Genomic DNA, 19,786 nt, shown 5'->3' on the forward strand with positions numbered 1-19,786 from the left:
ACCCCTCATTTTGCCGAAGAACCTGATAAAGACATATGCATTACTTTAACGATAAAAAAATAGCATGCCAGAAAATACTTCTAGCATGCTATTTTGTAACAGCCTATTATCTTGCTAATTGTGCAAATACTTTATGGAAAGCATCAACTGTTTTTGAAATATGCTCCTCCGTATGTGCAGTAGAAATAAATAAACCTTCAAATTGAGATGGCGGTAGGAAAATACCTTCTTCTGCCATTAGACGGAAGTATTCAGCAAACAATTGCAAATCTGATGTCTTTGCTGAATCAAAATCAATTACATCTTCGTTCGTAAAGAAGAAACCTATCATTGAACCAGCACGATTTACAGTATGCGGAATATTGTATTTCGTTGCTGCTTCACGGAAACCAGCTTCTAATTGATCTCCTAGCTTTTTGAAGTATTCATAAGAGCTATGATCTAAGCGAGTTAATGTTTCATAGCCAGCTGTCATCGCTAATGGATTCCCTGACAATGTTCCAGCTTGATAGATTGGACCAGCCGGTGCTACCTGCTCCATAATTTCTTTTTTCCCTGCAAATGCTCCAACAGGAAGTCCACCACCAATAACTTTACCTAATGTTGTCATATCTGGTGTTACATCAAAATAACCTTGTGCACAGCCATAATCAACACGGAAGCCTGTCATAACTTCATCAAAAATTAACAATGTTCCATGTTCCTTTGTTAATTCACGTAAGCCTTGTAGGAAGCCTGGTTGCGGAGGGACAACGCCCATATTCCCTGCGACTGGCTCAACAATTACTGCAGCAAGCTCTGAACCAAACTTTTCGAAAACTAGTTTCACCCCTTCTAAGTCATTGTACGCTACTGTTAAAGTATTGCGTGCAATATCTGCTGGGACACCAGGGCTATCAGGTAAGCCTAATGTAGCTACCCCAGAGCCAGCCTTAATGAGCAAGGAATCTCCATGACCATGATAAGAGCCCTCAAATTTTAAAATTTTATCGCGCCCTGTAACACCACGAGCTACTCGTAAAGCTGACATCGTAGCCTCTGTCCCAGAAGAAACAAAGCGAATCATTTCCATTCCAGGTAGTCGATCTAATACTAATTTGGCTAATTGGTTTTCTGTGTAGCTTGGTGCTCCAAACGAGGAGCCTTTCGCTGCTGTTTCTGCAATTGCTTGTACAACTTCTGGATGTGTATGACCTAAAATTAGTGGTCCCCATGATAATACATAGTCAATATATTCATTGCCATCAATGTCTTTAATAATAGCACCGTGACCAGATTCCATGAAGATTGGATCCATATTTACGGATTTGAATGCACGTACTGGGCTACTAACACCCCCTGGCATTAGGTTAATTGCTTCAGCATATGCTTGTTTTGATTTTTCATAAGAACGCGTCATTTATTTCTCCTCCAACCAACGTGCAACATCTTTAGCATGATACGTAATGATTAAATCTGAGCCTGCGCGTTTCATGCTAAGTAACGTTTCAAGCACTACATTTTTCTCTTCAATCCAGCCATTAATAGCCGCAGCTTTAATCATTGCATATTCACCAGAAACGTTATATGCAACAATCGGTAATGTATAATTATTTTTCACATCACGAATAATGTCTAAATAACTTAGAGCTGGTTTAACGATTAAGAAATCTGCACCTTCTTCAATATCTGATTCCGCTTCACGGAATGCCTCCATACGATTCGATGGATCCATTTGGTATGATTTGCGATCACCAAATTGGGGTGCACCATCAGCTGCATCTCGGAATGGACCATAATAGCTAGATGCATATTTTACGGCATATGACATGATTGGAACATTTTCAAAGCCTGCTTCATCTAGACCCGCACGAATAGCTGCTACAAATCCATCCATCATATTAGATGGAGCGATGATATCTGCCCCTGCCTTCGCTTGTGATACTGCTGTACGTGCCAAAACATCTAATGAAGGATCGTTTAAAATTTGATCGCCTTCAATTAAGCCACAATGGCCATGATCTGTAAATTCACATAAGCATGTATCCGCTATGACTAATAGTTCTGGGTAACGAGCTTTAATAAGTCGTGTTGCTTCTTGCACAATACCATGATCATGGAAAGCACCAGTTCCAACTGCATCTTTTTCTGCAGGTAAGCCAAATAAAATAACAGCAGGAATACCTAAAGCAACAACTTCATCAATCTCAGCTTCAAGTTTATCTAATGAAAATTGAAAAACTCCTGGCATAGAAGGGACTTCATTTTTAATATTTTCGCCTTCCATAACAAAAATCGGATAAATTAAATCCTCTTTGTGTAAGTATGTTTCTTTTACCATTGATCGTATAGCAGCATTTGCACGCAAACGACGATGTCTTTGAAATTGTAATTTTGTCATTTTCTTTCTCCTACTCTCGTTATTTCCTCGATGACTGCTTGCATTGTATATACGCTCGGCATAATATCTACAATAGCACCGTGATTTACAATAGCTGCTTCTGTAATATGACCGATTGCTGCTATATGTACTGCCTTCCAACCAATTACCGAAGCTATATCCTTTGCGTATACATCAACAGCAGAAGGACTAGCAAAAATCACTGTGACATCGCTATTTGTACGGATACATTCAATCATTAATTGTTTTTGATCATGTCGCTCAATCGTTTCATAAACTGTCCATTCCTTCAATGTAAAGGGCAGACCTTCCTTTAATGTATTTTTCGCTTTTTCTCCACGAATAAATAGACAAGTAGGATTGCTCCCTGCTACCACATCAGGAAATTCTTGAACAAATACATCTGCACTAAATATAGAAGGCATAAAGCTCACATGGAATCCTAGCTTTTCTAAGGCTGTAGTAGTTTTAGTACCGATAGAAGCAATTTTGCCTTGAAAATACACTGCACTTACATTAAAGCGTTGCATCTTGTTGGCAAAAGCTTCTACAGCATTTTGACTCGTAAAAATGAGCCATTTAAATTGACGTGCAAACTCTAATTGCACATCATCGTTTTTATCGATCAGCTCGCAAGTTTCAATCAATGGGGCAATTACTGCTTGACCACCTAATGCTTTAATGTCATCTATTATGGTTGTCGTCTTAGATGTACCTGTCAAAATAATAGTTTTACCTTCTAAAGGTAAATTATTTTGCATCTTGCTCTGCCTTTACTCGTTGAATTAATTCAAAAGCACCTTGCTTCGTTAAAATCTCAGCAAGTTCTTTCCCTACTGCTTCCGCATCAGAGCCCATAACTGTTTCTTTATAAACAACTGAAGCATCTGGTGCAGCAACAAGGCCAGTTAATGTTATTTTTTCCCCGTTAGACTTTGCATATCCTGCGATAGGCACTTGACAGCCGCCATCCATTGCCGCTAGGAAAGCACGTTCTGCATGCGCTTCTTGCCATGTAATGCTATCTGTTAACTTGCCTAATTCCGTTAATAGTTCTGTATCATCTCCACGGCATTCAATACCCAGAGATCCTTGTGCTACTGCTGGTAGACAATCCTCAACAGATAAAAACTCAGTAACTACATCATCGCTCCAGCCAAGGCGTTTTAGGCCAGCTGCTGCTAAAATAATTGCATCGTATTCTTCAGTTTCAAGTTTAGCTAAGCGTGTATCTACATTTCCACGAATCCATTTAATTTCAATATCTGGACGGACAGTTAAAAGTTGAGCACTGCGACGAAGAGAACTTGTCCCAACAACAGCTCCTGCTGGAAGATCGGCAAATTTCACATGTCCTTTTGAAATAAAAGCATCACGCGCATCTTCACGTGGTGGAATACAGCCAATTACTAATCCTTCAGGCAATACTGCAGGCATATCCTTCATAGAATGGACAGCAAAGTCAATTTCTTTGTCGTAAAGCGCTTGTTCAATTTCTTTTACAAAAAGCCCTTTACCACCTACTTTAGATAGTTGCACGTCTAAAATTTGGTCACCTTTCGTGACAATTTCTTTCACTTCAAATTCAAATGGTACACCAGCTGCTTTTAACTCATTGATAAACCAATTTGTTTGTGTTAAAGCTAGCTTACTTCTCCTAGAACCTACAATAATTTTTCTCAACAGTCTCCAACCTCTCTTCTAATACCATAAATGGAATCGTGATAAACTGCTTCCTAAAAAGAAGTTAACAACAACTAATAGATAAGCGTATATATGTACCCACGCATATGTTGTCCCTGTCAGCTTACTTTTACGATTCGCATACAATATAAAGCAATACAAAATTAAAATAATAAAGGACCCAATAATCTTCGCATCAAAAATCGAAAGACTCTCTAGCGTTAGTAGTGCCCATTCAAACCCTAAAACTAAACTTACAGACAACACTGGAATACCAATGTAAAATGAAACATTCATCCAGTTGCTCGTCTGCTGTAGTGATGGCAACCTTGTCCAGACATGTGACCATTTTTTCTTTTTCAGCAAACGATATAATACTAAGTACAATATCGCAAAAACAAATGTTAAAGAAAACGCTGCGTACGATAAAATGGCAAATGATATATGAATAAAAAGCAATTCCGAAATTAAAGTATCGCTTACTATTCCTGTCGGCCGTTTCGGCATAAAAGTAAAGATACTAGCGAATAAAAATCCTAGTATATTAATAATAAATACCGGTAAATCAACTCGTGCAATACAGTGCAATATAATAGATAGTGTCACGAGCAGCCAGGAATAAAAGAGAATCCCTTCTGACAAGGATAAAATCGGAAAACGCTTCGTTTCCACAAAAGTTAATAAAATAATGGCACTTTGAATTACCCATACGAATGAAACAAGCCAAAAAGCAACTCGCCTTGCTCGTATTTGCTTATAAAAGTAATCAGTAAAGTAAAATACTAGACTGATCGCATACAAGACGATCATTACTTCATAGAGCCTTGTCATCGTCAAATCAGCCAATAGACATCCCTTCTTTATATTGAAAGTACTAAAGTAGTGTACTTTAGCCTAGAACTAGAAAAAAAACGTTTTCGTATCCTTAGTTTACCATACAGATACGAAAACGCCTCATTTAATATCAGTAGAAAATCTCGCTCGCGGGAAAAAGCTCGAAGGACAACTTTTCTAAAGTTGCACCGCGAACACATAGACATCTATCAATTATGCCTAGGCATAATTGCGTCCGGAATCGGCTTTGTGCAAGCACAAAGAACTCCTTTCCGATTCTGTGACATCCGCCGGAGGCTTTGGGCCAACAAGATGTTGGTCACTCAGTCGTTGCCACAGGACGTGGCGTTTTTAGACTGAGTTCCTCTATGTTAGCGGATGTTTGGACACCCGCTGAAAAGTAACTTTAACTTGCATTCATCTCACAACCTATAGAGGTAGGAGACTTCTGTAGCTCACGCTTTGCTTTCGCTACAAAAGAGATTTGCTGAAAGAAGTTAGAAAGAATACTTTGGTTCAGTGGAAGATTGTGACGACTGTAAGTGTTCTTTGCGTTCAAGCTCTTGTTCTGTCATCGCAGTAACTTCAGCTTCCACAGCATCCTCAATACCGAAAATTTGTTGGAATAAACGTAACTGTTCATTTGCTTTTGGTGAATTTGCCATTTCTTTAGCTTGTAAAATTGGTTCTTTTAACAATTGATTAATAATAGACTTTGTATGCTTACTTAAAATTTTACGTTCTCGATCCGTTAAATCTGGCATTTTATTCTCGATACTAATCATTGTCTCTTCTTGAATATGATTCGCTTTTTTACGTAAAGCCGAGATGACAGGGACAACGCCAAGAGTCGCAACCCAATCTTTAAATTGCACAATCTCTTTGCCAATCATCGAAGAAATATCAGCAGCAGCACGTTCACGTTCTGCTAAGTTTGCTTCGACGATGCCTTGTAAATCATCTATATCATATAAGAAAACATTCGGTAAATCTCCAACACGTGGATCAATATCACGAGGAACCGCAATATCTACCATAAATAATGGTTTACCTTTACGCAAACGTTCAACAAATTGCATCAATTCATAGTCAATCACATAATCTGTTGCACCCGTAGACGTAATTAAAATATCTGCTTCCAATAACGAACATTGTAGTTCCTTCATGGATTTTGCTTCACCGTCAAATTTAGCTGCTAGGCTTTCTGCTTTTTCGAACGTACGGTTAATTACGGTTACTTTTCCTACACCGCTACCGTAAAGATTCTCAATAGCAAGTTCCCCCATTTTTCCTGCACCTAAAATGGCTACATGCTTACGTTGTAAAGATCCGAATATTTTCTTTGCTAATTCAACTGCTGCATAAGAGACAGATACCGCGTTCTCACCGATAGCCGTTTCATTATGTGCTCGCTTCGCAAATGTCACTGCTTGTTTAAATAGCTGATTGTATACCGTTCCTGTCGTTCCAATCTCTTGTCCATTTAAGAAGCTTTTTCTAACTTGTCCTAAAATTTGAGTCTCGCCAAGTACCATCGAATCAATACCAGCTGTCACTTTGAATAAATGCTCGATTGCCTCATCTTCTTCACGAATTGTTAAATACGAAGAAAATGTCTCCACAGGCAGGTCGAACCAATTTGCTAAAAATTGTTTAACAAAATGTCGTCCAGTATGCACTTGGTCAACTACTGCATATATTTCTGTACGGTTACATGTCGAAACAATAACGTTTTCTAATATACTTTTTTCCTTTTGCAGCGCTTCCATTGCCTGTGGTAGTTCACTCTCTATGAATGATAACTTTTCACGAATCTCAACTGGCGCCGTTTTATAATTCAAGCCTACTACGATGGTATGCATGAATAACACCTCTCACGTTCTAATTAACAAATCTCATTATAGCACAGTTCGACAAGAGTTCATCAATAATTTGTGAACATGTCATGAAGAACTGAAATCCGTCATCTACATTAGAATTATTATAAACTAAGTGTAACAAATTATACTTCCTGTTTCAAATTTAATGTTTACCAGAAGTTTTCAAAAAGAATTCGAATGACCATTTTCATCCACTACTATATACTATGAAACAATGATTTCCGCTACAGGCTACAATCATAAAAATGGGCATAACATAAGCAAAATAGCTATTTGATAAAGGTCACTTCAAGTGTGTCATTGACTACATACTTTGAATCGGTAAATCGTCCAAAATGAAACTAAGAAAAGATAAACGGTTCTGTTTATTTGTCTTCACCACAAAAGTATCTTTAGGTGTAATATTGCCAAATTTAATACATTTATCAAATAAACGGTTCATTTAGAAGGTTAGTATAAATTTTTTTTTGAAATATATAATGAAGATAAGTTGATTGGAGTGGAGGCTGGGCGACTCCTTGGGGATTAGCGATAGAGGAACGAAGGCTAAAACCATCACGTCCTGTGATAACGCCTTCGTGACCAGCATCGTGCTGGCCCGAGACCCTGCAGCGCAGCGGGTGTTTTCTGTGCGAAAGCGTAGTGGTAACGTAGCGGCAGCACCAAAAGCGGCTCATCGGACGCCCCCAGGAAGCTCTGCTCTGCGCGAAAGCGAAGCGTCAGCGGCAAATGTTTTAACTGTGCGAAAGCGAGGCGGCAGCAACAAAGCGCCCAGCCGGAACGGAAATCAACAACACGTTATGCGAATGCTATATAAATATTTCACAAAAAAGCTGAACTAATTGTATCTATTAGTTCAGCTTTTTTTGAGTATTAATTTTTTAATTTGTAATTGTCGTAGTTTTTGTAGCTATGATTTTACCGTCTTTATCATATGCTATAAATTCAATCTCATTATTAACTTTGAAGTCCTGCATTGTTTGCACTGTTTTTGTTAGCATGTAGACATTATCACTACGCTTTTTCAATTCAAACTGCGCATCTCCACTTAAAGAAGGGAATCGTACATTAACCTTTGCAACATTTGAGCAATTACCATCGATTCTTGCATTCATTGTAATATTGCCTTTGCGTAGAGTTACTGTCGCTTCTTCAAATATATCTTCTGGATTCACGCAACTTGAAGGCGAAGTTTTACATAAAATTGCATCAATAATTTTTTGGAAAACTTGATGTAATTGTAAGTTATCGATTGCGTGGTAGTAAATACCACCCGTTTCAGCAGCCAATTGCGTTAAAATTGCATCATTGACTTGTGATTTTTTACCCATACTTACAGTGTAAACCTTAACCCCTTTATTTTTTGCATCATTCAACACTTTTGTCATCTTAGATTTACTTGTTTTACCATCTGACACGACAATAATAGCTTTTGACGTTTTTGAGTCATTTGAAAATTTAGACAGTGCCATTTCAATACCTGCAAAAATATCTGTGGCACCTTTCTCTTTCGATGCTTTATACAGATCTTTTTTCAATACATTGTCTGTCGTTCCCTCTCCAAGAACAGTAGCTTTTGTATTTGTTTCAATCACAATATTATTTTTTGCCTTAATTTGATTGATGACTTCCATCATTTTCTTTCCACGGTAATTGGTTTGATCAGAAGCTTTCATCGAAGCAGAGTAATCAACTACGTAAGCGACTTCTGTTGCTAAAGAACAAGAATTTTTACTAAAGTAAGGATTTGTAAAAATTTCCTTCGTAAATGTTTTATCCTTTAGATCCTTCAATATTGTTGCATAACGAGGATCTATTTTATTTACTAATGTTGCTTCAGCTTTTGATTTCCCATAAATAACGGAGTCAAAGTACGCAACGGCTGTCCCTGGGCTTCCTGTATTATTTAAGTAATCCGAAGTATTTGTAACAAATGAAGCTGTTTTCTCTACTCCATCAAATTTAATTTTTACCGTTCCTTGATAGTCAGTAATAATTTCTCCACCTGGTCGTACTAAAGTAACCATTACTTTCGTGTAACGATCTTTACCAGATGGTCTTGATGCCGCTTCTTCGCTTTCCTTTAATGCTTCCACTCGTTTTTTATAGGCTTCTACTTGACCTAGTAATTTACCACCTTGGTATTTTAATAATACTGTTCGATCATAGTTACTCAAGCTTGTAAAAATAGCATAAATTTTCATGACACTATCATAGTGCTCGAGTGTCAGTTTTTTTTCATCTGGCATGTAGCCCATAAGTTGAATAATAGCACCGACTGGGTTAATATTCTCAACCTGTGAGGCAATCGCATCATCAATTCCTTGAATTCGATAAATTGGACGCCCATCATCTGAAATCATATACATAATTTCAATCGTATCATTAATTGAATCCTTCATACGTTTTTCAATAATCTCTTCGAATAACCAAACGGAAATATTATAGTTTTCAAATTGTAAAATGGCATTTTCATATCCTAATGCAGGGTATTTTTTATCATTGCCACCATATTGTAAATAAATATTTTCAACATTTCCTAGAGCATTCGTTACATTTGTTTGTTGTCCAATACTAAATAGCTTTTCTTCTCTATCAATCCAATGAACGTTCACAATATTTTCTTTAAAGAACTCTGGTAATTTTTCATACGGTACATATGGAGGTGTTACATTTCCATTTTCATCATCCGTATTTGCTGGATCATACACTTGATAATCAATGCGCATTTCCGGCTGAGGTGAGTAACGGACATGTGCATTCAGTTTTTCACCTACAAGACATTTCATACCAGGATCCGTGTTATTAATAAGCTCAAATGAAATTGTATCACGGACAGATTTTGTTAATTTTGGTGCTATTACAATTGCAGAGACAGTAGAACCATCTGATTGTACATTTCGAACAGCTTCACCTGATGTGTCAACGATTTTGGCACCATATGATGAAGTTACACGGAATGTATAAGATTTATCATCAGGTATTGGATCACCGTTACAAGCTTTTAAAGATACAGTAATGAGCGTTGAATCTTGGTCATTTGCGATTAAATCTGGTTTTTCAACATCAATACTTTGTAGAGCATTATTAACATATTCCGGTCCAGTAAAATCATTATTATTATCCTTTGGCTCTTCAAATTCCGTATTGCTAGAGCCCATGAAGCCCGGAGGTAATGTAATTTTGTCGTTATCACGTCCTGCAACCGTACGTTTTAATCCTAGTACAGCAAAGTTGCCGTTTTGTACACTTCGGTATAATAATTCAGCACTATCTCCTCGAGTTAGCTTTGTAGAAGGTTGGAAATCAGCAAACGTCTTTTTACCAGTATTTCCTGTTGAAATATCATTCGTGTATAAATATTGAACCGCCTGAGGCTCATCTAAATCTAAACCTCTAAATGCAGCATATATACGTGCAAATTGTCCACGTGTAACAGCTTTTGAACGATTGGCTGTTGTATAGGTACCATTAAACGGTAAATAAAAATCACTATAGAAGTTATAAGCTACACTGTCGTTATATGATAATGCATAGTTTCGATCTAACTTTGCAAACAAGACAACAAGCTCTTGCTCAGTTAGCTGTTCGTTAGGTGAAAAATTATTAGCGCTATCCAATTTGAATAAATCATTATCGACTGCCCATGAAATAGCTTTGTATTTACTATTAGTAGTTGGTACATCCCTAATTGTCGTAGCTGCCTGAGTCACAGCTGGAGTTGCTGTCATCAGGACTAGCACGATACATAGCAGGGATAGAAATGCTTTTTTAGCATACGTCATTTATTGCTCAGTCCTTTCTTTAATTAAAGAACAATATGTCATCTCGATAGTTTTGTTTTAAGTCACTTTCCAAATAATTTAAAAAACGTTCTAATACTACTGATGCTTCTGCACGCGTTAATGGTTGATTCGGATTAAATCGACCTGTAGGGTCACCAGTCATTAAGCCTAACTCATTGACAATGTAAATACCGTCTCTTGCGTAAACTGGAATTTGAGCATCATCCTTAAACTTTGTTAAATAGCCAGGATCTGGCGCCTTATTCTCAAGCCCTAAAGCACGCACATAAATCGTAGCGGCTTGTGCTCGAGTAATTGGATGATCAGGCTTGAAATACTCTGGTGATACACCTTTAATAATTCCTTTATTAACCGCAGACTCAATATAAGCATAATCTTTTACTGTACGTTTAATATCTTTAAAAATACTTGTAGTAGTTTTCGATTTTTTCGTTTTCGATTCTGCCATAACACGCAAGTCAACTGCCTTACCAATCGCAGTCGAGAAGTCAATACGCTTCATAGGGGTATTCGGTGAGAAGAAATTACTTGCATCAGTATAAATACCTAAAGAGTATAATTTTTCAATAGCTTGCTTCGCATAATGATTTGATAAATCACGGAACTTAGGAATAATTAAACGTTCAATTGTCGGCATGTATTCTGTATCTAAGTCAAGAGTACCTTTTTGTCCAGAGGCTAAATCATATGTATATTCAGAAATAACATCCTTTTCACTTACTACCGCATATCCACCATCAAAGCTTCCTAAGCTCCCTAGGTTTTCTTCATAGTTTAGTACACGTGATTTACTTGTAGATAAACGATTTTTCACATGGCTTGTCTTACCATCGCTATAATTATAGACAGCTTCGGTAATTTGTGTTTCTGTTGCTCCCCAGAAGTTTTCATAGCCAGCATGACGACTATCAGTATCAATTGTCACAGTATTTTGGACTGCATTTTTTCCAGTCCCAGTTTGATAGGAATACGTTTTTCTCGAAATCACATTACCTGAGAAATAATCAGAGGCTACACGATTGTCCGTTACAGTCCCTTGTGAAAATTGGTAATCAACTAATGTATAGGTAATTTTCCCAGCAACAATTTTCTCTGTATACTTTTTCACAACACCATTCGATGTTTTTTGACCAATCGTAGCATAATCTACAACATCAGATTCATAGGCAATATTTCGTGTCAATGTAGCACCGTTACTTGCTGTTAGCTTTAAACTATATGTTTCAGTTAATTTTCCTTTAGATTCTTTTTGCGTAATTTTAATGTCTTTACTAGTGCCTTTAAATATAATAGGTGTTCCTGTAATGAAAACAGCTTCCTCATATGTATATTCATTTTTTACAGCACCCGTTGTTTCTAATGAAGACGCTGATGCATTTTCTGGGATAGTAGCCCCAACAATCAATACAGCAAGAACTACTAACATTATTTTATATAAATGTTTTCGCATTCTTTTTCTGTTCCTCTCTTTCATTCCATGCATATCCGCATCTGGAGCTGTCAATTATTTAAGATTACAAAATAATCAGGTGTGTTGATGTAAGCAAAATGATAGGAACACTCGTAACAAATAATGCTAATTCCCCCCATTCAACAGATCATCACCAAAACGTGTGGTTGAATTCCGTTCCGGCTGGGCGCTTTGTTACTGACGCTTTGGTGATGAACCTAATCAACACACCTAAAAAGTTTAAGGTTAAGACTGAATACCTTCGCGGTAAATATACTTGCAGAAAACTCACAGATTTTAATCAATTATGCCTCGGCATAATTGCGTTTTCACAGGATGTGAAGTTCTTAGCCTGAGTTCCTCTATTTCAGCGGGTGTTTGAACACTCGCTGAAATAAGTTAATCAACTAATATTAAATGAGCTTTGATAAAACGGTCTGATAATACTACTAAACGATCAGAAGGTTTTAAATCAGATGCTTGAATAACTTTACCGGCTTTAATAATCGTTGCTTGGTCAATATTCATATCAATCATTTCACCAGCTTCATACCATCGACCATTTTGCCATTGACTAACGCTCTTCACATTGATTACAGCTGGGAATTTCGATTTAACTGACTGTAGTTTACCTGTTAACATTAATGGTGCAACAGGTTTCGCTTTATTCAAAATATGAAGGGCCTGTACATGTCCATCCTTCACATAGAAGTATCCATATTGACCTTCATATAAATGAAGTTCAATATCAGGAACAACACTGTATGTTTTGTTCCCATCATCTACTATTGCTTTTGTTGAATTACTAACAGATAGTACAGTACGATCTGTTTTCTTGAAGACATTTGACTCGATCTTCATTGCATCATCAATTTCGATTAAATAGCCATCTGCTTGTGATAAACGTCCATAATATAACTCATGACCTGCTAAGTTTGGTGACATAAAACTATCACTTGTTACTTGCACAACTTGGGCATAATGATCACGTGCAGCACCATCCGAAATAACAAAGGCTGTACCATAAGCTAATAGACCAGTAGGTTCGATTAAACGACCATTTCGAATTAAAATCGTTCCATCGTGGAAGTATATTGTACCTGCAGATTTAAGTTTAAATAATTGATATTTAGTATCTACAGAAAGCATAGGCTCGTAGTAAGTTCGCTCGTTGTTTTTCAATACAACAATCTTTTCAATCACTTCTTTGCCAAATTGTTTAACTGTTGCATAATATGCTTCACTGCCAATGTAATTTTTCAACTGATCTTTATTAATTTTTGTGTTTCCAACATATACGGGAACTTTCGATGAAAAATTCATCGTTGATAAAGCCTTTGTTGTATCAGAACCAAACTGCCAATTTATAAAAGCATGTTGGTTTTTTACAGTTAATTTATTTGCATTGGCATTAACCGTTTGTATCTCACCTTTATATAGGTTTTCAACTAATGTACCTGTGTCACTAATTTCGATTTTTGTGACAATGGATGCATTTTGATTTTTAAGGCTAAGCTTAACGCGATCCCCTACATATAATGCGCTAATATCGGCTGCAGAGGAGTTTTTTTGGTAGCTTGTATCTTTATTTATATAATAGGTTGTTTCTTTTCCAAAATCCGACTTCAGCATAATGAATAGTCCATTTGGATCGATACTTGTCACTACCCCGGCAAGTGTTTTCGTATTGTGTGCAACTGTTGGAGATTCTGTTTCCTTTGTAGAATCAGAAGTACCTCGAAGCTCAACAACACTTCGAAGGGAAATGTCCGCTTCTACTTTCATCCCCATCTTAAAGCCTTCGATTGTTGTCTCTGTCTTATTAATATACAGGCGGGCATTATTATTTATATTGTATGTAACTTGACGACCGCTATCATTTTGCAAAGTAATTTTACTAAGCTTTTTTTCTATTACTCCATTTGAATTTTCATATTCTGAAAATGTTACATCCACAAAAGTTCCAGTCACCATTTGGGTAGCATGTGCTGTTTGATTTGATGAAAACCCGAGAACCGCTAGTAACAAAATCATTAGTATGTATGGAATTTTCTTCAACAAATCCCACCTCCTAAAAAAATGTTATTAATTATTAATAAATAGTATATCGTACTATTGGTAGTTTTTACTATCTAAAAAGATACATTTTAGTACTTTTAATTTACTTTATCAATTATGCCTCGGCATAATTTCGTCCGGAATCGGCCGGAGGCTTTAGGCAACACGATGTTGGTCACTCAGTCGTTGCCAGGACGTGGCGTTCTTAAACTGAGTTCCTCTATTTCAGCAGGTGCCCACCCATCCGCTGAAAGAAGTTAAATCTACCGTTAGACACAAAGATAGAGGTAGCTTCCAATTTCAAGCTACCTTCCTTCATCAAACTTGAACGTCAATTGTATGTCCAGCTGTTGGATGTGGAGCATCTAACATTTCAACTAATTGTTCTGAATTTTGCTGTTGCATCTCCATAGCCTGTTTCGTTACAGCTAGAGATACATTTTGCATTAATGTTGCTTGATTCATTGCCATTGATAAAGCTGCGATATCCATTAAGTCCACCTCCTATTTAATTTATCGGTCAGTTATTTCATTCATCAAGCAATTCCATCCATTTTAATAAAAAAAACATCTACTGTCCTAAATAATAGACGCAATAGATGTTTTCTTATTACATTTTATTTTCAATAGTACGCCAAGCTTCTTCAAAACCAAGTCCTGTTTCTGAAGAAAAGACAATAATAGGATCATTTTTATCCATGTCTAGCGTTTCTTTCACGATTTTTTTGTGCTTATCCCATTTACCTTTTGGAATTTTATCTGCTTTTGTTGCAATGACAATACAAGGAATATTGTAATGCTTCAAAAAATCATACATCATGCGATCATCAGCTGTAGGTGGATGACGTAAGTCAATAATTTGAACGACTGCCTTTAATTCCTGACGCCCCGTTAAGTAACGCTCAATCATTTTTCCCCATGCTTCACGCTCAGTCTTTGAAACCTTTGCATAACCATAACCCGGAACATCTACGAAAAACAATTGCTCTTCAATTTTGTAAAAATTAAGCGTTTGTGTTTTTCCGGGCTTAGAAGAAATACGTGCTAAAGCTTTACGACCGATCATTCGGTTAATAAATGAGGATTTCCCCACATTTGAACGACCGGCTAGTGCAAATTCTGGCAGTCCATCTTCTGGATATTGGTCTGGTCTTACAGCACTTATGACCATTTCGACGTTATGGACTTTCATTTTCTTAAATACCTCCGTCCAGTGCAATGGCTAATACTTCATCAGCCGATGACACTAGTTTAAATGTTAGTTGTTCGCGTACACTTTCAGGAATATCCTCAATATCGCGCTCATTATCTTTCGGACAAATAATTGTCGTTAAGCCTGCTCGATGCGCACTGAGAGTCTTTTCCTTTAAGCCCCCAATTGGGAGTACACGCCCACGTAAAGTAATTTCACCTGTCATGCCGACCTCACGGCGTATTGGACGGTGTAAAATTGCGGATACAATTGCAGTTGCCATTGTAATACCTGCGGAAGGTCCATCTTTCGGAACAGCTCCTTCAGGAACGTGAATATGAATATCATGTGTTTCAAAATATTCTGCATCCACTTTTAGCTCATCCATTTTTGAGCGGACATACGATAAGGCGGTTTGAGCAGATTCCTTCATGACATCGCCCAGCTTCCCAGTTAGCTGCAATTTTCCTTTACCAGGTGTTAATGATACCTCAATTTGTAATGTATCACCACCCACAGTTGTATAAGCAAGTCCAGTAGCTACACCGATTTGATTTTCCTCCTCGGCTTGTCCATATCGGAAACGATGTTTACCGAGTAATTCCTCTAACGATTTCGAGCTTACTGTTACTCGTTTTTTCTCACCAGAAACAATGATCTTAGCGATTTTACGACATAGGGTTGCGATTTGACGCTCTAATCCGCGAACGCCCGCTTCACGAGTATAATAACGGATGATATCCACTACTGCTTCGTCTTTCATAATAACTTGTGTTTTTTTCAAGCCATGCTCTTTTAACTGTTTTGGTATTAAATGATTTTTCGTAATTTGCTCTTTTTCAATTTCTGTATAACCAGCAATTGAAATCACTTCCATACGATCTAGTAATGGTCCAGGAATTGTACTTAAATCATTAGCAGTTGCTATAAATAATACATTTGATAAATCATAAGGTTCTTCAATGTAATGATCACTAAATGTATTATTTTGAGCCGGATCTAAAACTTCAAGCATTGCTGCTGCTGGATCTCCCCTGAAGTCATTAGACATTTTATCAATTTCATCTAAAAGGAACACAGGATTAATTGTCCCTGCCTTTTTCATCCCTTGGATAATACGCCCTGGCATTGCCCCAACATACGTACGACGATGACCACGAATTTCTGATTCATCTCGTACCCCACCTAATGAAATACGTATGAATTTGCGATCCAGGCTTTCTGCAATTGATCGTGCTAATGACGTCTTACCTACACCCGGAGGACCAGCCAAACACAAAATAGGTCCACGTAACGATGCTTTCAATTGACGAACAGCTAAATATTCTAATATACGTTCTTTTACTTTTTCTAAACCATCATGATCACGATTTAAAATATTCTCTGCATGTGCGATATTCATGCGATCTTGTGTCGCATTTGTCCATGGTAGTGCTACAATCCAGTCAATATAGTTTCGAATTACGCCACTCTCTGCACTAGCTGCCGGTAGCTTCTCATAGCGATCCAACTCTTTAAGTACTACTTCTTTCGTGGATTCAGGCATTCCTGTTGCGTCAATACGTTTACGTAATTCAGCGACTTCGCCAGTTTTCCCTTCACGGTCCCCTAGCTCAGTTTGAATAGCTTTCATTTGTTCACGTAAATAATATTCTTTTTGAGTACGCTCCATCGATTGCTTAACTTTTGTATTAATTTTCTTCTCTAGATCAAGTACTTCTTGTTCATCATGTAAACGAATAATTAAATGGTCTAAACGCTTTTTTACACTGAGCATTTCTAATACTTCTTGTTTATCTGCAATCTTGAATGGCAAGTGTGAAGCAATGATGTCCGCTAAACGACCTGGCTCTTCAATGTCTGCCACAGTACTGATGGTTTCGGAAGTAATCTTATTAGAGGCTTTCGCGTATCTTTCAAAATACGTTAACAGCGTCCGCATTAAAGCCTGTGTTTCAATATCCTTATCGATTGTTTCTTCCTTATCATCGATGTCAACAACCGTATATTTTTCTAACGCCCGATAGTTAGACCATGTTGCACGCGCTACACCTTCCACTAAAACACGCAGAGTTCCATTTGGTAATTTAAGCATCTGTTTAACATATGCCATCGTACCAACTGAGTAGAGATCTTGCTCATCAGGCTGTTCATCATGCATTTCTTTTTGTGTTACTAATAATATCAGTTGGTCCTCTAACATCGCTTGTTCTAGCGCCGCTACAGAACGATTTCTACCCACATCAATATGTAACACCATCGACGGGTATACTAAAAGTCCACGTAAAGGCAATAATGGTACATTTGTTGTTTTTTGTATTGTCACCATGCGGGTATTCACCTCCGTCAAAATTTTCTTATTCACTCCCACGCTACTAGTATGTGTCTAAAAAGCTGATTCACACTAGTTAATCAATTGAGCCAAAAATTTCATTTAATTACAGTTGGCTTTATGTATGAATGAATAAAAAGCTGACTGTCGAATGTGCGAATATTGCACAATCGAAGTCAGCTAAATTACTCTTTATCTCATAACAATAGACAGCCACGTCTGTTCGTTATGCTGAAGTTTTTGTGTCGCTACCTTCATCGAGTTCAGTGCCATCTTCAAGAAGCAATTTCGGTTTTTCTTTATCCGTAATTGTTTTTGCCGTAATGATACATTTTTTCACGTCTTCACGTGAAGGTAATTCGTACATTACATCAAGCATTGTTGACTCAATAATTGAACGAAGACCGCGTGCACCTGTTTTTCGCTCAATTGCTTCTTTTGCAATTTCAGAAAGGGCACCTTCATCAAACTCAAGCTCAACACCATCTAATTCAAGCATTTTTTGATATTGCTTAGCTAGTGCATTTTTAGGCTCTGTTAAAATTTGTACAAGCGCAGCCTCGTTTAATTGCTCTAGGCTAGCAAGTACCGGTAATCGACCGATGAACTCTGGAATTAAGCCGAATTTCAATAAATCCTCTGGAATCAGCTTTGCCATAATTGAGCCTTCTTCCATATCAATTTTGTTAGGATCTGAACCGAAGCCAATTACTTTTTCACCCTGACGACGTTTAATAATGGACTCTATTCCATCAAACGCTCCACCCACAATAAATAAGATGTTCGTAGTATCGATTTGTAAGAACTCCTGATGAGGATGCTTACGACCACCTTGCGGTGGGACACTCGCAACTGTACCTTCTAAGATTTTAAGAAGTGCTTGTTGTACACCTTCACCCGATACATCACGTGTAATGGATGGATTTTCAGATTTACGTGCAACTTTATCGATTTCATCAATATAGATAATCCCTTTTTCAGCACGCTCAATATCGTAATCTGCTGATTGAATTAATTTTAATAAGATATTCTCAACGTCCTCACCAACATAGCCGGCTTCAGTTAGTGAAGTAGCGTCTGCAATAGCAAAAGGAACGTTTAATATACGCGCCAATGTTTGGGCTAATAAAGTTTTACCGCTACCAGTTGGGCCGATTAACACAATGTTCGATTTCGCTAATTCTACATCATCAATTTTACTATTTGTATTAATGCGTTTGTAGTGATTGTAAACCGCAACTGCTAAAGCTTTTTTAGCACGTTCTTGACCTATTACATACTCATCTAAAATCGTTAAGATTTCTTTCGGTTTTGGAATATCTTGGAATTCAATTTCTTCTTCAACGCCCAGTTCCTCTACAACGATTTCTGAACAAAGTTCGATACATTCATCACAAATATAAACACCAGGACCCGCAACTAGTTTACGTACCTGTTCTTGTGGTTTCCCACAGAATGAGCATTTTAAATTGCCTTTTTCATCATTAAATTTGAACAATATGTTTCACCCCTATTCAAGCAACAATCTTACAAGATTATTGAATCATTATCAAATAAATTGTCTGCATCCATTTACACCACGGCGTTTATGGTTCAAGATTTCTGACACTCATTGTACAAAAAACATGAATATTGCCACAAAGTTTCCATTTCATTAACTTAATAAATTCCAGCTCACCATCATAGCGAGTAGTTTAACAAATGTTATCCACTACTTAGGGCGAGTCTAAATTCTACTAATAATACCTTTTATTACCACATAAGTGTAAGTAACTGATTCTTCAGAAAGCACTAGCGACCAGAGACCTTACGTTTAGCCAAACTACCTGACCTTCTTCAGTTGGTATTGACTCGTGACTTCACGTTTATACTCGGTAGTACAAGTTACAATTTTTTCAAAATCTATTACATTCGCCAGAGGCTTAACTTCATTCAGAAGAGGATGTATTTCGTTGTTCCTCATTTGGAAGAATTGAGACATCAATCAATTAAACCCTATCTCTGCTGAATAAAGTCAAATTTTAGCATCGTGTGATAAGTCAAACAACACTATGTATTAGAGAAATGTAAAGGCTTTGCCTATCCCTCTTCAAAAAAGCACTCCTTTTGGAGGATGCTTTTGCAGTGAAAGTAGTCGTAAAACTAAACCTAACGTGGAATCTAGCTACACC

13 protein-coding genes are annotated in these 19,786 nt (G+C 37.3%); all 13 read right to left on the bottom strand.

Going from position 1 to position 19,786, the window contains the following annotated elements; genetic code table 11:
- Positions 1 to 106 precede the first annotated feature (106 nt).
- Positions 107 to 1,399, bottom strand: a complete 1,293-nt coding sequence (gene hemL / locus ACFTQ7_RS05750) for a glutamate-1-semialdehyde 2,1-aminomutase (protein ID WP_386827681.1) — start codon at positions 1,397 to 1,399, stop codon at positions 107 to 109.
- Positions 1,400 to 2,380, bottom strand: a complete 981-nt coding sequence (gene hemB / locus ACFTQ7_RS05755; protein WP_386827682.1) for a porphobilinogen synthase — start codon at positions 2,378 to 2,380, stop codon at positions 1,400 to 1,402. It abuts the gene before it with no gap.
- Positions 2,377 to 3,141 (bottom strand): uroporphyrinogen-III synthase, encoded by a 765-nt coding sequence (locus tag ACFTQ7_RS05760; RefSeq protein ID WP_386827683.1) that lies wholly within the window; start codon positions 3,139 to 3,141, stop codon positions 2,377 to 2,379. Before ACFTQ7_RS05760 ends, hemB begins: the two co-directional genes overlap by 4 nt.
- Positions 3,131 to 4,063 (bottom strand): hydroxymethylbilane synthase, encoded by a 933-nt coding sequence (hemC, locus tag ACFTQ7_RS05765; RefSeq protein WP_349661984.1) that lies wholly within the window; start codon positions 4,061 to 4,063, stop codon positions 3,131 to 3,133. The genes ACFTQ7_RS05760 and hemC overlap by 11 nt, the downstream gene beginning before the upstream one ends.
- 18 nt (positions 4,064 to 4,081) lie before the next feature.
- A complete protein-coding gene (locus ACFTQ7_RS05770; RefSeq protein WP_079563123.1) occupies positions 4,082 to 4,909 on the bottom strand; it encodes a cytochrome C assembly family protein in 828 nt (275 codons plus the stop codon).
- 485 nt (positions 4,910 to 5,394) lie between these two features.
- Positions 5,395 to 6,759 (bottom strand): glutamyl-tRNA reductase, encoded by a 1,365-nt coding sequence (gene hemA / locus ACFTQ7_RS05775; protein WP_386827684.1) that lies wholly within the window; start codon positions 6,757 to 6,759, stop codon positions 5,395 to 5,397.
- Between the two features lie 899 nt (positions 6,760 to 7,658).
- The gene (locus ACFTQ7_RS05780; protein ID WP_386827685.1) at positions 7,659 to 10,562 is read right to left on the bottom strand and encodes an S-layer homology domain-containing protein; all 2,904 of its coding nucleotides are present in this window, start codon (positions 10,560 to 10,562) and stop codon (positions 7,659 to 7,661) included.
- 19 nt (positions 10,563 to 10,581) lie between these two features.
- Positions 10,582 to 12,033: an S-layer homology domain-containing protein gene (locus ACFTQ7_RS05785; RefSeq protein ID WP_386827686.1), complete on the bottom strand. Its 1,452-nt coding sequence runs from the start codon at positions 12,031 to 12,033 to the stop codon at positions 10,582 to 10,584.
- A gap of 399 nt (positions 12,034 to 12,432) precedes the next feature.
- The gene (locus ACFTQ7_RS05790) at positions 12,433 to 14,094 is read right to left on the bottom strand and encodes a hypothetical protein (protein ID WP_386827687.1); all 1,662 of its coding nucleotides are present in this window, start codon (positions 14,092 to 14,094) and stop codon (positions 12,433 to 12,435) included.
- 315 nt (positions 14,095 to 14,409) lie between these two features.
- A complete protein-coding gene (locus ACFTQ7_RS05795; RefSeq protein ID WP_079563116.1) occupies positions 14,410 to 14,583 on the bottom strand; it encodes a YjfB family protein in 174 nt (57 codons plus the stop codon).
- A gap of 118 nt (positions 14,584 to 14,701) precedes the next feature.
- Positions 14,702 to 15,283: a ribosome biogenesis GTP-binding protein YihA/YsxC gene (gene yihA / locus ACFTQ7_RS05800; RefSeq protein ID WP_079563115.1), complete on the bottom strand. Its 582-nt coding sequence runs from the start codon at positions 15,281 to 15,283 to the stop codon at positions 14,702 to 14,704.
- A 4-nt stretch (positions 15,284 to 15,287) separates the two neighbouring features.
- Entirely contained in the window at positions 15,288 to 17,612 is a 2,325-nt protein-coding gene (gene lon, locus ACFTQ7_RS05805; protein WP_386827688.1) for an endopeptidase La, read from the bottom strand.
- A gap of 229 nt (positions 17,613 to 17,841) precedes the next feature.
- Positions 17,842 to 19,113: an ATP-dependent protease ATP-binding subunit ClpX gene (clpX, locus tag ACFTQ7_RS05810; RefSeq protein WP_386827689.1), complete on the bottom strand. Its 1,272-nt coding sequence runs from the start codon at positions 19,111 to 19,113 to the stop codon at positions 17,842 to 17,844.
- Positions 19,114 to 19,786 lie beyond the last annotated feature (673 nt).

This window comes from Lysinibacillus sp. NPDC056959 (genome assembly GCF_042674095.1).
Classification (GTDB): domain Bacteria; phylum Bacillota; class Bacilli; order Bacillales_A; family Planococcaceae; genus Lysinibacillus; species Lysinibacillus zambalensis.

Excerpts from the sequence above, each read along its gene's own strand:
- ACFTQ7_RS05785 (WP_386827686.1), bottom strand. The coding sequence starts at position 12,033 with ATGCGAAAACATTTATATAAAATAATGTTAGTAGTTCTTGCTGTATTG.
- ACFTQ7_RS05780 (WP_386827685.1), bottom strand. The coding sequence starts at position 10,562 with ATGACGTATGCTAAAAAAGCATTTCTATCCCTGCTATGTATCGTGCTA.
- ACFTQ7_RS05795 (WP_079563116.1), bottom strand. The coding sequence starts at position 14,583 with ATGGATATCGCAGCTTTATCAATGGCAATGAATCAAGCAACATTAATG.
- yihA (WP_079563115.1), bottom strand. The coding sequence starts at position 15,283 with ATGAAAGTCCATAACGTCGAAATGGTCATAAGTGCTGTAAGACCAGAC.
- hemL (WP_386827681.1), bottom strand. The coding sequence starts at position 1,399 with ATGACGCGTTCTTATGAAAAATCAAAACAAGCATATGCTGAAGCAATT.
- lon (WP_386827688.1), bottom strand. The coding sequence starts at position 17,612 with ATGGTGACAATACAAAAAACAACAAATGTACCATTATTGCCTTTACGT.
- hemB (WP_386827682.1), bottom strand. The coding sequence starts at position 2,380 with ATGACAAAATTACAATTTCAAAGACATCGTCGTTTGCGTGCAAATGCT.
- hemA (WP_386827684.1), bottom strand. The coding sequence starts at position 6,759 with ATGCATACCATCGTAGTAGGCTTGAATTATAAAACGGCGCCAGTTGAG.
- ACFTQ7_RS05760 (WP_386827683.1), bottom strand. The coding sequence starts at position 3,141 with ATGCAAAATAATTTACCTTTAGAAGGTAAAACTATTATTTTGACAGGT.